At 63.7% G+C, this 14415-nt stretch carries 9 protein-coding genes, 3 rRNA genes and 2 pseudogenes; 10 read left to right on the top strand and 4 right to left on the bottom strand.

Features of this window, described 5'->3' with window-relative positions:
• Positions 1-2: 2 nt before the first annotated feature.
• A complete protein-coding gene (locus OG241_RS12790) occupies positions 3-962 on the top strand; it encodes an SPFH domain-containing protein (protein ID WP_319093882.1) in 960 nt (319 codons plus the stop codon).
• 129 nt (positions 963-1091) lie between these two features.
• Here the strand turns inward: OG241_RS12790 and OG241_RS12785 are convergent, their stop codons facing one another.
• From OG241_RS12785 to OG241_RS12775, 3 genes are all read right to left on the bottom strand, one after another.
• Entirely contained in the window at positions 1092-1598 is a 507-nt protein-coding gene (locus OG241_RS12785) for an HNH endonuclease (RefSeq protein WP_405815379.1), read from the bottom strand.
• A 148-nt stretch (positions 1599-1746) separates the two neighbouring features.
• Positions 1747-2286, bottom strand: coding sequence for a YbhB/YbcL family Raf kinase inhibitor-like protein (locus OG241_RS12780; protein ID WP_405815378.1), 540 nt, complete (start codon positions 2284-2286; stop codon positions 1747-1749).
• A 58-nt stretch (positions 2287-2344) separates the two neighbouring features.
• Positions 2345-3127 carry a sporulation protein gene (locus OG241_RS12775; protein ID WP_405815377.1) on the bottom strand — a complete coding sequence of 261 codons (783 nt, stop codon included), beginning with the start codon at positions 3125-3127 and terminating at the stop codon, positions 2345-2347.
• A gap of 146 nt (positions 3128-3273) precedes the next feature.
• Here OG241_RS12775 and OG241_RS12770 point away from each other — a divergent pair.
• The 3 genes and pseudogenes from OG241_RS12770 to OG241_RS12760 form a co-directional block, all read left to right on the top strand.
• Positions 3274-3507 (top strand): annotated as a pseudogene (locus tag OG241_RS12770) (DNA-3-methyladenine glycosylase); the annotation flags it as partial.
• 14 nt (positions 3508-3521) lie between these two features.
• The gene (locus tag OG241_RS12765; RefSeq protein ID WP_405815376.1) at positions 3522-4133 is read left to right on the top strand and encodes a DNA-3-methyladenine glycosylase; all 612 of its coding nucleotides are present in this window, start codon (positions 3522-3524) and stop codon (positions 4131-4133) included.
• A gap of 68 nt (positions 4134-4201) precedes the next feature.
• Positions 4202-4720: a hypothetical protein gene (locus tag OG241_RS12760; RefSeq protein WP_405815375.1), complete on the top strand. Its 519-nt coding sequence runs from the start codon at positions 4202-4204 to the stop codon at positions 4718-4720.
• 106 nt (positions 4721-4826) lie between these two features.
• Here OG241_RS12760 and OG241_RS12755 read toward each other — a convergent pair whose 3' ends face one another.
• Complete coding sequence (locus OG241_RS12755) at positions 4827-5267, bottom strand: hypothetical protein (protein WP_405815373.1); 441 nt, start codon at positions 5265-5267, stop codon at positions 4827-4829.
• A gap of 33 nt (positions 5268-5300) precedes the next feature.
• On the opposite strand from OG241_RS12755, the gene OG241_RS12750 reads away from it, so the two are divergent.
• From OG241_RS12750 to OG241_RS12725, 6 genes and pseudogenes are all read left to right on the top strand, one after another.
• Positions 5301-5864: a DNA-3-methyladenine glycosylase gene (locus OG241_RS12750; protein WP_405826179.1), complete on the top strand. Its 564-nt coding sequence runs from the start codon at positions 5301-5303 to the stop codon at positions 5862-5864.
• A gap of 571 nt (positions 5865-6435) precedes the next feature.
• Positions 6436-7962, top strand: a 16S ribosomal RNA gene (locus tag OG241_RS12745).
• 320 nt (positions 7963-8282) lie between these two features.
• Positions 8283-11406, top strand: a 23S ribosomal RNA gene (locus tag OG241_RS12740).
• Positions 11407-11513: 107 nt separating this feature from the next.
• Positions 11514-11630, top strand: a 5S ribosomal RNA gene (gene rrf, locus OG241_RS12735).
• The 16S, 23S and 5S rRNA genes sit together here, the layout of an rRNA operon.
• Positions 11631-12310: 680 nt before the next feature.
• Positions 12311-13039: pseudogene (locus OG241_RS12730) on the top strand (tetratricopeptide repeat protein); the annotation flags it as partial.
• Between the two features lie 480 nt (positions 13040-13519).
• Positions 13520-14353, top strand: a complete 834-nt coding sequence (locus tag OG241_RS12725; RefSeq protein ID WP_405826177.1) for a hypothetical protein — start codon at positions 13520-13522, stop codon at positions 14351-14353.
• Positions 14354-14415 lie beyond the last annotated feature (62 nt).

Raw genomic sequence — 14415 nt, 5'->3', positions numbered from 1 at the left:
CGATGGAACCCATCATCATCGTCCTGATCATTCTGGTGGTGTTGGTCTTCATCGCCCTGATCAAGACCATCCAGGTCATTCCACAGGCCAGCGCAGCCATCGTGGAACGGTTCGGCCGGTACACGCGGACACTCAACGCGGGCCTGAACATCGTCGTTCCGTTCATAGACACCATCCGCAACCGCATCGATCTCCGCGAGCAGGTCGTGCCGTTCCCGCCGCAGCCGGTGATCACCCAGGACAACCTGGTCGTCAACATCGACACCGTCATCTACTACCAGGTGACGGACGCGCGGGCGGCGACGTACGAGGTCGCCAGCTACATCCAGGCCATCGAGCAGCTCACCGTCACCACGCTCCGCAACATCATCGGTGGCATGGACCTGGAGCGGACCCTGACCTCCCGCGAGGAGATCAACGCGGCCCTGCGCGGAGTCCTCGACGAGGCCACCGGCAAGTGGGGCATCCGCGTCAACCGCGTCGAGCTGAAGGCGATCGAGCCGCCGACCTCCATCCAGGACTCGATGGAGAAGCAGATGCGCGCCGACCGTGACAAGCGCGCCGCGATCCTCACCGCCGAAGGTATCCGCCAGTCCCAGATCCTCACCGCGGAAGGTGAGAAGCAGTCCGCGATCCTGCGCGCCGAAGGTGAGGCCAAGGCGGCCGCCCTGCGCGCCGAGGGCGAGGCCCAGGCCGTCCGCACGGTCTTCGAGGCCATCCACGCCGGTGACCCGGACCAGAAGCTCCTCTCCTACCAGTACCTCCAGATGCTCCCGAAGATCGCCCAGGGCGACGCCAACAAGCTCTGGATCGTCCCCAGCGAAATCGGCGACGCCCTCAAGGGCCTGTCCGGCGCCATGGGCAACCTCGGCAACTTCGGTAACCCGGGCGGCGGTTCGGGCGACGGAGGCAACTCGGGCGGCGGCACCGAACGCCGAGAAAAGCCCTCAATCACAGACTGACGGCTTCTCAAAATCCGCGGTGAAGTGTCCCCGCGCCCGGAAGGGGCGCGGGGAACGGCGCGACCAGCCACAACCAACCCGCAGCGAACGAACAACCGGCGGACTCGGACAAGCCCCAGCGGCACGAACCTACGCCGCCGGCTGCACCAACCACTCGGGCAGCGCGGCAAAGTCATCCTGCGCAAGAGTCAAAAGCATGGCGTCCGCGGGCGAAGGCTCAAACGGCAGCCGCAACAGTGGCATCCCCGCCTGCTCCGGAGTCCGGGCCGCCTTGCGGTGGTTGTCCTCCGCGCACGACGCGACGGTGTTCAGCCAGGAGTCCTGCCCGCCCTGCGCCCGCGGCACCACATGGTCCACGGTCGTCGCCCGCCGGCCGCAGTACGCGCACTTGTGCCGGTCCCGGACCAGCACACCCCGCCTCGACCACGGTGCTTGTCTTCGGAAGGGCACCCGGACATAGCGGCAGAGCCTGATCACACGCGGCGCGGGTATGTCGACAGCGGCTCCGCGCATACGGATCTCGGGGTGGGCCTGCTCGACAACAGCCTTGTCCTGCAGCACCAGAACGACGGCCCGGTTCAACGTCACCGTCGACAGCGGCTCGAAGCTCGCGTTCAGTACCAGCGTGTCCCGCATCCAGCCCACCTCCTCTGCTCACCGGCCCACCGCGTGGCGGGCGGGCTTGGATCAACTCTGGCCGGGCACGCCGAGATGGACAACGCAATAAAAAATGCCCGCCTCTGATCACTTCCATGACCAGAGGCGGGCAAACGTTCAATGAACGTCAGTCTTCGGCGGGAACCTCGTACTCACCGACGAGTTGGGCACGCGCGATCGCGTGGAACCGCAGGTTGAATCCGATGACCGCGGGCGACGCATCCGCGTCCGGACCCAGCTTCTCCTGATCCACGGCGTACACCGTGAACACATACCGGTGCGGCCCGTCCCCGGCCGGCGGCGCCGCACCGCCGAAGTCCCTTGTGCCGTAGTCGTTTCGCACCTGGACCACGCCCTCGGGAAGCCCCTCGAACTTGCCGCTGCCCGCACCCGCCGGCAGCTCGGTCACCGAGGCCGGGATGTCGAACGCGACCCAGTGCCAGAACCCGCTGCCCGTGGGCGCGTCCGGGTCGTAGCAGGTGACGGCGAAACTCCTGGTCTCCGACGGGAACCCCTCCCACCGCAGCTGCGGCGAGGTGTTGCCGGACGCGTAGACCTGAGCGTCCTTGAGCGTCGCGCCCGCCTCGACATCCTCACTCGTGACCGTGAACGAGGGCACGGGCGGATGGAAGTCGTGCGGCAGTGGCGGCCTCTTGAGCTCGGTCACGTCGGTACCTCCTGGTGGATTGAGCCGGATGCGTGTCTGTCTCCGGACACGGACGCTACTAGAACCAGCTGCGCTTGCTGCCGACCTCGGCCAGCCACTGATTGAGGTACGCCGCCCAGTCCGTGTTGTGGTAGTCGTGCAGGCCCACCTGGAACGACCGGAAGGTGTCACTGCCCTCGCTGAACAGGCCGGGCTTCTTGTCCATCTCCAGCACGACGTCCATCGCGTGCTCGTCGGCGACGAAGCTCAACTCGACCTGGTTGAGGCCCCGGTACTGCGACGGCGGGAAGAACTCGACCTCCTGGTAGAAGGGAAGCTTCTGCCGAGTACCGCGAATGTGACCCCGCTCGAGGTCCGCGTTCTTGAAACGGAAGCCCAACTGGACGAAGGCGTCCAGGATCGCCTTCTGCGCGGGCAACGGGTGCACGTTGATGGGGTCCAGGTCACCGGAGTCGATGGCTCGCGCGATCGCCAGCTCGGTCGTCACTCCGATGTGCATCCCGCGCAGCGCCTGACCGTCGATCATCGTGACCGGCGTCTCCCACGGGATCTCCAGCCCGAACGGCACGACGTGCACGGCACCGGCCTGGACCTCGAAGGCGCCGCCCAGCCGCACCTTCGTGAACTCGATGTCCTGCTTGTACTCCTGGTCGCCGCCCTCGACCTCGACCTTGGCCTGGAGCCCGACGGACAGCCCCTCGATCTGCTGGTTGACGGAACCGCCCTGGATCCGCACCTCACCCTGGACGACACCACCCGGAACGACGTTGACCTCTGTCAACACCGTCTCGACCGAAGCCCCACCGGCACCCAGGCTCGCGAGCAGCTTCTTGAACGCCATGTCTCTCCCTTGTCCAGCGATCCTTGCGATCCCTTGATCCTTAGAAACGCGATCCGGCCGGGACCGGTTCCGTCCTCACCCTGGCAAGCCGGACGCTTCCTGGCCACCCCGTTCACCGAGACACACCTGCACTACGCTCGGACGGCATGATCGCGCCCGCTGACCGTACGCCCCTCTCCAGGGAGTTCTTCGACCGGCCGGTACTGGAGGTGGCCCCCGATCTCCTCCCGGACGGTCCGATCGAACTGCGCCTCACAGAGGTAGAGGCATACGACGGCCCCAACGACCCCGGCTCCCACGCCTATCGCGGCCCCACATCCCGCAGCAGCGTGATGTTCGGTCCGCCCGGTCATGTGTATGTCTACTTCGCCTACGGCATGTCAAGGCAGTCAGCATGAACGTTGATCTCCTCTCCCATCCCGCCGAAGAGGTCGCCCCCAAGCTGCTCGGATGCGTCCTCACCTGCAAGACCCCCGAGGGGGCTGTGAGCATCGCCATTACGGAAACCGAGGCGTACTCCGGCACGGCCGACCCGGCTTCCCATGCCTACCGGGGCCGGACTGACCGCAACGCCACCATGTTCGGGCCCGCAGGACATCTCTACGTCTACCGGTCCCACGGTCTCCACTGGTGCGCCAACGTCGTCACCGGTACGGATGGCATCGCCTCGGGTGTCCTCATCCGGGCAGGCAGGGTCATCGAGGGCGAAGCCCTGGCGCGCAAGCGGCGAGGGGAGAGGGTCGAGAGCCCACGTCTTGCCAGAGGTCCGGGAAATGTCGGCCAGGCACTCGGCATCACGGCGGAGCACAACGGCGCAGACCTCCTGGCAGGTACGTCGGTCATGCTCTCCGAGGGCAAGCCGGTACCTGCCGCGCTCATCCGGATCGGTCCTCGGGTAGGCGTGAGCGAGGCCCACGACTGGCAACACCGGTTCTACCTCGCCGGTGATCCAACGGTCTCGGCGTACCGACTGAGCCCGCGAGCCAAACCGACCACAGGAGCCTGACCCGCTGTGTGCCTTGCCTGCGGCGGCCCGCCGGGCCTGATGTCGTACTCCGCTTCTATGCTCCCGCGATGACGTCTTACGAAGGAACGCATCCCACCGTTCTCGTCCGGGTGGGCAACCTCCAGGCCCAGATCGACGAGCAGCTCGCTCCAGTTGTCCAGGCGATCTGGGAGTGCGGCATCGACACGTTCACCTGCTGCCAGGACCTGGCCGAGAGCAACGCGGACTGGCCGGAGAAGTTGCCGCACATGGCGCAGTGGGTGGAGTCCCGCCGCGGTTGGATGCTTGTCGACTTCCCGGTGGCCAGCGGACTCGCCTTCCTTTCAGCCGTCGCAAATGCCGGACCGCGAGACGCGTTCTACGTGCGGATGACCCACTGGGCCGCCCCCGACGCCTGGGACGTGAAGATCAAGCCGATGGACGCGGCGATGTTTCAGGGAGACCAGCCGTCGGACTTCGGCCTGCGCCTCCTACAGGTCAGCTTCCCTGCCTACGATCTGCCGGAACTGACCCGGCGCCTCGGCGAACACGCCGCAGGCCGTACGGTGCCGCCTGCTCCTGCCGACTGGAGCACAGTGGGTCGCTAGCTACTGACCGGGTCGCTCTGGAAGCAGGCTCCGGCTGAACAGAGCAGCACCACACGGGAGGCCTCCCTGAACGGGGCCATGTAAGGAGCAAAGGGCAGGGGCGGGGTCAGCCGAGAGCAGGGCTCATCAGGTCAAGCATCAGCCGGTTGCCCCAGTCGTTGGTGAAGACGGCGTTCATGCCCACGTAGTGCACTCGTACGAAGGGGTTGGAGTAGAACATCACGGCGACCCACCGCAACGAGCGGTCGGCGTTGACTCGGGCGAGGTAGCCGATGTTGCCCATCCCGCCGCCTCCGCCGGACATCCACCCTGATCCGTCCGGAAGAGGGCTCTCGAAAGAGGTGTCCACCTCCTCGATGCCGTGCTCCTCAATGGCCCGAACGGCATCGAACGGTCCTCCGATACGGAAGGGGATCGGCTGCCCGGCATCCGGGTGGTACGCCCCCGGACCGTCGACATGCAACTCCAGGCCGGTGTCGTCCGGCCGGTACAGCCCGTCACGGAGCGGCATCTCCCCGGCCGTCCAGAGACCCTCGACCATTCCCATAGCCCACCCTTCGTCAGCCACCAGGACGAGTCAATTCCGAAGCCTGGCTGCACGCAAGGACAGAGCCGCACAGGGCATCGAGTTGCTGCGTCCCTCCTTCAAGCGGGAGAGGAAGCGGTACGGCGAGCCGATGCTCAAGAAGGTCCGCCAGCTGCTCGAGTCGGTCAACGACACCCTCAAGGGCCGGCTCGACCTGGAACAGCACGGCGGGCGGACGTTCGAGGGTGGCACTGCATGAACCTGGTGTGCGGCCCCGGCGAGGTCCTGCTCCGCGCCGGCGAGATCATCGAGGGTGCCGGGCTTGCCCGTAAACGACGAATTTCAGCCCGAAACGACAGGGAACTGGCCAAAGGCCCGGCCCGTCTGGCCACGGCCCTCGATGTGGACAGAGCCCTCGACGGTACGGACGCCTGCGCGACCGGGGCCGCGGCGATCACGGTCCTGACCGGCATCCCTGTCACCACCGACCAGGTGAGCAGTGGTCCACGCACCGGTGTGGCCGGCGACGGAGGTGTCCACCCCTGGTGTTTCTGGATCGCCAACGACCCTGCGATGAGCCCCTATCGGGCCCATGCGCCCCGTCGTCGCTCAACTTGACGACCTCTTGGGGGGTCCGTAAGGTAGTCCGAGCCGCTTGACCCGGGTACGGCGATCGCCTGCAGCCGGAAGTGGCCAAACCACTACCTTCGACTCCCTCCCAGCGGGGGCAATTTCGGCGTGCCTGCACCCTGAATTGCGAACGCGCGGAACTCGATTATGAGTTACCGAGGGAATCGGCTAACGTAGTGAATGTCGAAAGGCCGACAGGCGAAAGCCAAAAGCCCGAGGCACCCCCCGCCGACAGGGAATCGGATCAGAAAATGATCTGATAGAGTCGGAAACGCAAGACAGCAAGACAAAGTTAAACAGTAGGACCGAAGGGAAACTGCCCGGAGGAAAGCCTGAGAGAGTCTCTTGGGTGAGTACGAAGGAAGCGTCCGTTCCTTGAGAACTCAACAGCGTGCCAAAAATCAACGCCAGATTTGTTGATACCCCGGCTCACGGAATGTTCTGTGAGTTCGAGGTTCCTTTGAAGTAACACAAACACAGCGAGGACGCTGTGAACGGTCGGGCTTATTCCGCTTGACTGTTCCGCTCTCGTGTGTGTGCACCGGATATCCGGTAAACATTCACGGAGAGTTTGATCCTGGCTCAGGACGAACGCTGGCGGCGTGCTTAACACATGCAAGTCGAACGATGAAGCCTTTCGGGGTGGATTAGTGGCGAACGGGTGAGTAACACGTGGGCAATCTGCCCTGCACTCTGGGACAAGCCCTGGAAACGGGGTCTAATACCGGATAATACCTTCCCTCGCATGGGGGTGGGTTCAAAGCTCCGGCGGTGCAGGATGAGCCCGCGGCCTATCAGCTTGTTGGTGAGGTAGTGGCTCACCAAGGCGACGACGGGTAGCCGGCCTGAGAGGGCGACCGGCCACACTGGGACTGAGACACGGCCCAGACTCCTACGGGAGGCAGCAGTGGGGAATATTGCACAATGGGCGAAAGCCTGATGCAGCGACGCCGCGTGAGGGATGACGGCCTTCGGGTTGTAAACCTCTTTCAGCAGGGAAGAAGCGCAAGTGACGGTACCTGCAGAAGAAGCGCCGGCTAACTACGTGCCAGCAGCCGCGGTAATACGTAGGGCGCAAGCGTTGTCCGGAATTATTGGGCGTAAAGAGCTCGTAGGCGGTCTGTCGCGTCGGATGTGAAAGCCCGGGGCTTAACCCCGGGTCTGCATTCGATACGGGCAGACTAGAGTGTGGTAGGGGAGATCGGAATTCCTGGTGTAGCGGTGAAATGCGCAGATATCAGGAGGAACACCGGTGGCGAAGGCGGATCTCTGGGCCATTACTGACGCTGAGGAGCGAAAGCGTGGGGAGCGAACAGGATTAGATACCCTGGTAGTCCACGCCGTAAACGGTGGGAACTAGGTGTTGGCGACATTCCACGTCGTCGGTGCCGCAGCTAACGCATTAAGTTCCCCGCCTGGGGAGTACGGCCGCAAGGCTAAAACTCAAAGGAATTGACGGGGGCCCGCACAAGCAGCGGAGCATGTGGCTTAATTCGACGCAACGCGAAGAACCTTACCAAGGCTTGACATACACCGGAAACATCCAGAGATGGGTGCCCCCTTGTGGTCGGTGTACAGGTGGTGCATGGCTGTCGTCAGCTCGTGTCGTGAGATGTTGGGTTAAGTCCCGCAACGAGCGCAACCCTTGTTCTGTGTTGCCAGCATGCCCTTCGGGGTGATGGGGACTCACAGGAGACTGCCGGGGTCAACTCGGAGGAAGGTGGGGACGACGTCAAGTCATCATGCCCCTTATGTCTTGGGCTGCACACGTGCTACAATGGCCGGTACAATGAGCTGCGATGCCGTGAGGCGGAGCGAATCTCAAAAAGCCGGTCTCAGTTCGGATTGGGGTCTGCAACTCGACCCCATGAAGTCGGAGTTGCTAGTAATCGCAGATCAGCATTGCTGCGGTGAATACGTTCCCGGGCCTTGTACACACCGCCCGTCACGTCACGAAAGTCGGTAACACCCGAAGCCGGTGGCCCAACCCCTTACGGGGAGGGAGCTGTCGAAGGTGGGACTGGCGATTGGGACGAAGTCGTAACAAGGTAGCCGTACCGGAAGGTGCGGCTGGATCACCTCCTTTCTAAGGAGCATCTAGGCCGCTAGACATTGTCTGGTGGTCCAGGACCATTACGTCGGCATACGTTCGACGGTGGTTGCTCATGGGTGGAACGTTGATTATTCGGCACCGTCGGTCGTCTCAGGCTGCAAGTACTGTCCCCTTTTGGGGGGCGTGGAAAGCTGATCTGGGGGGCGGGGGTGTCGGGCACGCTGTTGGGTGTCTGAGGGTACGGCCGGAAACGGTCGCCTTCAGTGCTCGGCCCCAGTGAACTCGCCCGTGTGGGTGGGGTGGTGGGTGGTTGGTCGTTGTTTGAGAACTGCACAGTGGACGCGAGCATCTGTGGCCAAGTTTTTAAGGGCGCACGGTGGATGCCTTGGCACCAGGAACCGATGAAGGACGTGGGAGGCCACGATAGTCCCCGGGGAGTCGTCAACCAGGCTTTGATCCGGGGGTTTCCGAATGGGGAAACCCGGCAGTCGTCATGGGCTGTCACCCACATCTGAACACATAGGGTGTGTGGAGGGAACGCGGGGAAGTGAAACATCTCAGTACCCGCAGGAAGAGAAAACAACCGTGATTCCGGGAGTAGTGGCGAGCGAAACCGGATGAGGCCAAACCGTATACGTGTGAGACCCGGCAGGGGTTGCGTGTGCGGGGTTGTGGGATCTCTCTTTCACAGTCTGCCGGCTGTGAGGCGAGTCAGAAACCGTTGGTGTAGGCGAAGGACATGCGAAAGGTCCGGCGTAGAGGGTAAGACCCCCGTAGTCGAAACATCAACGGCTCGTTTGAGAGACACCCAAGTAGCACGGGGCCCGAGAAATCCCGTGTGAATCTGGCGGGACCACCCGTTAAGCCTAAATATTCCCTGGTGACCGATAGCGGATAGTACCGTGAGGGAATGGTGAAAAGTACCGCGGGAGCGGAGTGAAATAGTACCTGAAACCGTGTGCCTACAAGCCGTGGGAGCGTCGCGCGCCAAGTTTACTTGGTGCGTCGTGACTGCGTGCCTTTTGAAGAATGAGCCTGCGAGTTTGCGGTGTGTTGCGAGGTTAACCCGTGTGGGGAAGCCGTAGCGAAAGCGAGTCCGAATAGGGCGATTCAGTAGCGCGCTCAAGACCCGAAGCGGAGTGATCTAGCCATGGGCAGGTTGAAGCGGAGGTAAGACTTCGTGGAGGACCGAACCCACCAGGGTTGAAAACCTGGGGGATGACCTGTGGTTAGGGGTGAAAGGCCAATCAAACTCCGTGATAGCTGGTTCTCCCCGAAATGCATTTAGGTGCAGCGTCGTGTGTTTCTTGCCGGAGGTAGAGCACTGGATAGGCGATGGGCCCTACCGGGTTACTGACCTTAGCCAAACTCCGAATGCCGGTAAGTGAGAGCACGGCAGTGAGACTGTGGGGGATAAGCTCCATGGTCGAGAGGGAAACAGCCCAGAGCATCGACTAAGGCCCCTAAGCGTACGCTAAGTGGGAAAGGATGTGGAGTCGCACAGACAACCAGGAGGTTGGCTTAGAAGCAGCCACCCTTGAAAGAGTGCGTAATAGCTCACTGGTCTAGTGATTCCGCGCCGACAATGTAGCGGGGCTCAAGCGTACCGCCGAAGTCGTGTCATTCCAGCAATAGGGCCAACGCCTGCTGGGATGGGTAGGGGAGCGTCGTGTGCCGGGTGAAGCTGCAGCGGAAGCTAGTGGTGGACGGTTCACGAGTGAGAATGCAGGCATGAGTAGCGATACACACGTGGGAAACGTGTGCGCCGATTGACTAAGGGTTCCTGGGTCAAGCTGATCTGCCCAGGGTAAGTCGGGACCTAAGGCGAGGCCGACAGGCGTAGTCGATGGATAACCGGTTGATATTCCGGTACCCGCTGTGAAGCGTCAAACATTGAACCAGGCGATGCTAAGTCCGTGAAGCCGCCCCGGAGCCTTCGGGCAAGGGGGAGTGGTGGAGCCGACGGACCAGACCTGCAGTAGGTGAGTGATGGGGTGACGCAGGAAGGTAGTCCATCCCGGGCGGTGGTTGTCCCGGGGTAAGGGTGTAGGCCGTGCGATAGGCAAATCCGTCGCACACTAGGGCTGAGACCTGATGCCGAGCCGATTGTGGTGAAGTGGATGATCCTATGCTGTCGAGAAAAGCCTCTAGCGAGTTTCATGGCGGCCCGTACCCTAAACCGACTCAGGTGGTCAGGTAGAGAATACCGAGGCGTTCGGGTGAACTATGGTTAAGGAACTCGGCAAAATGCCCCCGTAACTTCGGGAGAAGGGGGGCCATCACCGGTGAGGAAACTTGCTTTCCGAGCTGGGGGTGGCCGCAGAGACCAGCGAGAAGCGACTGTTTACTAAAAACACAGGTCCGTGCGAAGCCGTAAGGCGATGTATACGGACTGACGCCTGCCCGGTGCTGGAACGTTAAGGGGACCGGTTAGTCACATTTCGGTGTGGCGAAGCTGAGAACTTAAGCGCCAGTAAACGGCGGTGGTAACTATAACCATCCTAAGGTAGCGAAATTCCTTGTCGGGTAAGTTCCGACCTGCACGAATGGCGTAACGACTTCTCGACTGTCTCAACCATAGGCCCGGTGAAATTGCACTACGAGTAAAGATGCTCGTTTCGCGCAGCAGGACGGAAAGACCCCGGGACCTTTACTATAGTTTGATATTGGTGTTCGGTTCGGCTTGTGTAGGATAGCTGGGAGACTGTGAAGTGGGCACGCCAGTGTCTGTGGAGTCGTCGTTGAAATACCAGTCTGGTCGTGCTGGATGTCTAACCTGGGTCCGTGATCCGGATCAGGGACAGTGTCTGATGGGTAGTTTAACTGGGGCGGTTGCCTCCTAAAGAGTAACGGAGGCGCCCAAAGGTTCCCTCAGCCTGGTTGGCAATCAGGTGTTGAGTGTAAGTGCACAAGGGAGCTTGACTGTGAGACCGACGGGTCGAGCAGGGACGAAAGTCGGGACTAGTGATCCGGCGGTGGCTTGTGGAAGCGCCGTCGCTCAACGGATAAAAGGTACCCCGGGGATAACAGGCTGATCTTCCCCAAGAGTCCATATCGACGGGATGGTTTGGCACCTCGATGTCGGCTCGTCGCATCCTGGGGCTGGAGTCGGTCCCAAGGGTTGGGCTGTTCGCCCATTAAAGCGGTACGCGAGCTGGGTTTAGAACGTCGTGAGACAGTTCGGTCCCTATCCGCTGCGCGCGCAGGAACATTGAGAAGGGCTGTCCCTAGTACGAGAGGACCGGGACGGACGAACCTCTGGTGTGCCAGTTGTCCTGCCAAGGGCATGGCTGGTTGGCTACGTTCGGGAGGGATAACCGCTGAAAGCATCTAAGCGGGAAGCCTGCTTCGAGATGAGTGTTCCCACCCCCTTTGAGGGGTTAAGGCTCCCAGTAGACGACTGGGTTGATAGGCCAGATCTGGAAGCCCGGTAACGGGTGGAGGTGACTGGTACTAATAGGCCGAGGGCTTGTCCTCAGTTGCTCGCGTCCACTGTGTTAGTTCTGAGACAACGAACAGTTGTCGGCTTTTGAGCTGGAACATCTAACTGAAAAGTGTGCTTGTTCGCTCGAAACCAATAGGGTTTCGGTGGTCATAGCGTGAGGGAAACGCCCGGTTACATTCCGAACCCGGAAGCTAAGCCTTTCAGCGCCGATGGTACTGCAGGGGGGACCCTGTGGGAGAGTAGGACGCCGCCGAACAATCTTTGGAGGACCCCTGGTCCCAGCGTTCACGCTGGGACCAGGGGTCCTTTTGTTTTTAAGGCAAGCACACAGCCCGGAGCGCGCCGGCTAGTCGGCTGCGCGAGAATGACTTGCGGTACCGAAGACAGGAGTCACCCATCATGTCCACCAACTCTCCCGACGAGCGCCCGGAGCGCGACCAGCGCCGCCGGGACAGTGGTGACCGCGGCGACCGTGGCGGATACCGAGGGGCGCCACGCCGCGACAACGATCGCCGTGACGACCGCAGCGGTTCTTCCGACCGCGGTGGCCGACCCGCCGGTGGTTACGGTCGCCGTGAGGACCGGCCGGCGGCCCCCCGACGTGACGACCGGGGTGACCGGCCCTCCGGCGGAGGTTTCCGCCGCGACGACAACCGTGGTGAGCGTGGCGGTGCTCCGCGCCGCGACGACCGCCGTGACGGAGATCGCGGGGCACGTCCCGCTTTCCAGCGTGACAACCGTTCGGACCGGCCGGAGCGCTCGGACCGTCCGGCGGGACCTCGTCGTGACGATCGGGGGGACCGTCCCGCTTTCCGTCGGGATGACAACCGTGGTGGTGGCGACCGTGGCGGTTTCGCGCGGCGTGACGATGACCGTGGTGGGTTCCGTGGTCGGAGTGACGACCGTGGAGGCCGTCCTGCCGGTGGTGGCTTTGCGCGGCGTGACGATCGTCAGGATGACCGTGGTGGCCGTCCCGCCGGTGGCGGCGGTGGTGGGTTCCGTCGTGACGACGACCGCGGTGACCGTGGTGGGTTCCGTCGCGACGACGACCGTGGTGGGTTCCGTGGTCGGAGTGACGATCGCGGTGGCCGTCCCGCTGGTGGTGGCTTTGCGCGGCGTGACGATCGTCAGGATGACCGTGGTGGCCGTCCCGCCGGTGGCGGCGGTGGTGGGTTCCGTCGTGACGACGACCGCGGTGACCGTGGTGGGTTCCGTCGCGACGACGACCGTGGTGGGTTCCGTGGTCGGAGTGACGATCGCGGTGGCCGTCCCGCTGGTGGTGGCTTTGCGCGGCGTGACGATCGTCAGGATGACCGTGGTGGCCGTCCCGCCGGTGGCGGCGGTGGTGGGTTCCGTCGTGACGACGACCGCGGTGACCGTGGTGGGTTCCGTCGCGACGACGACCGTGGCGGGTTCCGTGGTCGTAGCGACGACCGCGGTGACCGTCCCGCCAGTGGTGGCTTCCGTGGGCGGGACGACCGGCCGGCGGGGCCCCGTCGTGACGATCGGGGGGACCGTCCCGCTTTCCGTCGGGATGACAACCGTGGTGGTGGCGACCGTGGCGGTTTCGCGCGGCGTGACGATGACCGTGGTGGGTTCCGTGGTCGGAGTGACGACCGTGGAGGCCGTCCCACCGGCGGTGGCTTTGCGCGGCGTGACGATCGTCAGGATGACCGTGGTGGCCGTCCCGCCAGTGGCGGCGGGGGCGGGTTCCGTCGCGATGACAACCGTGGCGGCTTCGCTCGGCGCGACGACGACCGCGGTGGTAGCTCCGCCGGTGGCGGCGGGTTCCGTGGGCGTGACGACAACCGCGGCGACCGAGGTGGCTTCCGCCGGGACGACAACCGTGGTGGTGGCGACCGTGGCGGTTTCGCGCGGCGTGACGATGACCGTGGTGGGTTCCGTGGTCGGAGTGACGACCGCGGTGGCCGTCCCACCGGCGGTGGCTTCCGTGGGCGGGACGACCGTGGAGGTCGGCCCGGTGGCGGCGGCGGTTACCGGGGACGTGACGACAGCCGGGGCGACGACCGGCGGGGCGGTGGGTTCCGGGACGAGCGTGACCGGGACCGGGAGCCGATCAAGCGGCTGCCGATCGACGAGGACGTCACGGGCGACGAGATCGACAAGGACGTACGCCAGGAGCTGATGAGCCTGCCCAAGGGGCTGGCCGAGGAGGTCTCCAAGAACCTGGTGATGGTCGCCAAGCTCATCGACGAGGACCCCGAGGGTGCTTACGGGTACTCGCGGGTGGCCCTGCGGCTGGCCTCGCGTGTGGCCGCCGTACGAGAGGCGGCCGGGTTCGCCGCGTACGCGAACCAGAAGTACAGCGAGGCGCTGGCCGAGTTCCGTGCGGCTCGGCGGATGACGGGGAACGTCGACCTGTGGCCCGTCATGGCCGACTGCGAGCGTGGGCTCGGGCGGCCCGAGAAGGCGCTCGACATGGCCGGGGCGCCCGAGGTGCACAAGCTGGACAAGGCCGGGCAGGTCGAGATGCGGCTCGTCGCGGCCGGCGCTCGGCGTGACATGGATCAGCTCGACGCGGCCATCGTGACACTGCAGAGTCCCGAGCTGGCCTCCAACTCCGTACAGCCGTGGACCGCGCGCCTGCGGTATGCCTACGCCGACGCGCTGCTGGCGGCCGGGCGTGAGGACGAGGCACGCGAGTGGTTCGCCAAGGCCGTCGAGTCCGACAAGGACGGCAGCACGGACGCCTCGGATCGCCTCGCCGAGCTGGACGGTGTGGAGTTCGTCGACGCCTTCGACGAGAGCGAGGACACCGACGAGGACACGGACGAGGACGGGGACGAGCCCGACAAGGGCGTCGAGTCCGTCGAGATCGAGTCCGCCGCCTCGACCGAGGTTGTGGAAGCGGCTTCGGCCGACGACGACATCGACGACCCCGACAGCATCGATGCCAGTGACGACATTGATGTCAGTGACGACGTGGTTTCGGACGACGTCGAGGACGACAAGCGCTGATCCGAAGTAGTCGGTTGAGTTGAAGGGCGGGATCCCGGTCAGGGGTCCCGCCCTTCTGCGTT

Origin of the sequence: Streptomyces sp. NBC_01390, from assembly GCF_045040105.1 — a bacterium.
GTDB lineage: Bacteria > Actinomycetota > Actinomycetes > Streptomycetales > Streptomycetaceae > Streptomyces.
The sequence above is the reverse complement of the archived record's forward strand: the minus strand, read 5'-3'. Positions and strand labels throughout refer to the sequence as shown.

What these genes read in the sequence shown, in the direction of transcription:
- OG241_RS12790 (WP_319093882.1), top strand. Translation starts at nt 3, where the DNA reads ATGGAACCCATCATCATCGTCCTGATCATTCTGGTGGTGTTGGTCTTC.
- OG241_RS12785 (WP_405815379.1), bottom strand. Translation starts at nt 1,598, where the DNA reads ATGCGGGACACGCTGGTACTGAACGCGAGCTTCGAGCCGCTGTCGACG.
- OG241_RS12775 (WP_405815377.1), bottom strand. Translation starts at nt 3,127, where the DNA reads ATGGCGTTCAAGAAGCTGCTCGCGAGCCTGGGTGCCGGTGGGGCTTCG.
- OG241_RS12765 (WP_405815376.1), top strand. Translation starts at nt 3,522, where the DNA reads ATGAACGTTGATCTCCTCTCCCATCCCGCCGAAGAGGTCGCCCCCAAG.
- OG241_RS12760 (WP_405815375.1), top strand. Translation starts at nt 4,202, where the DNA reads ATGACGTCTTACGAAGGAACGCATCCCACCGTTCTCGTCCGGGTGGGC.
- OG241_RS12755 (WP_405815373.1), bottom strand. Translation starts at nt 5,267, where the DNA reads ATGGGAATGGTCGAGGGTCTCTGGACGGCCGGGGAGATGCCGCTCCGT.
- OG241_RS12725 (WP_405826177.1), top strand. Translation starts at nt 13,520, where the DNA reads ATGAGCCTGCCCAAGGGGCTGGCCGAGGAGGTCTCCAAGAACCTGGTG.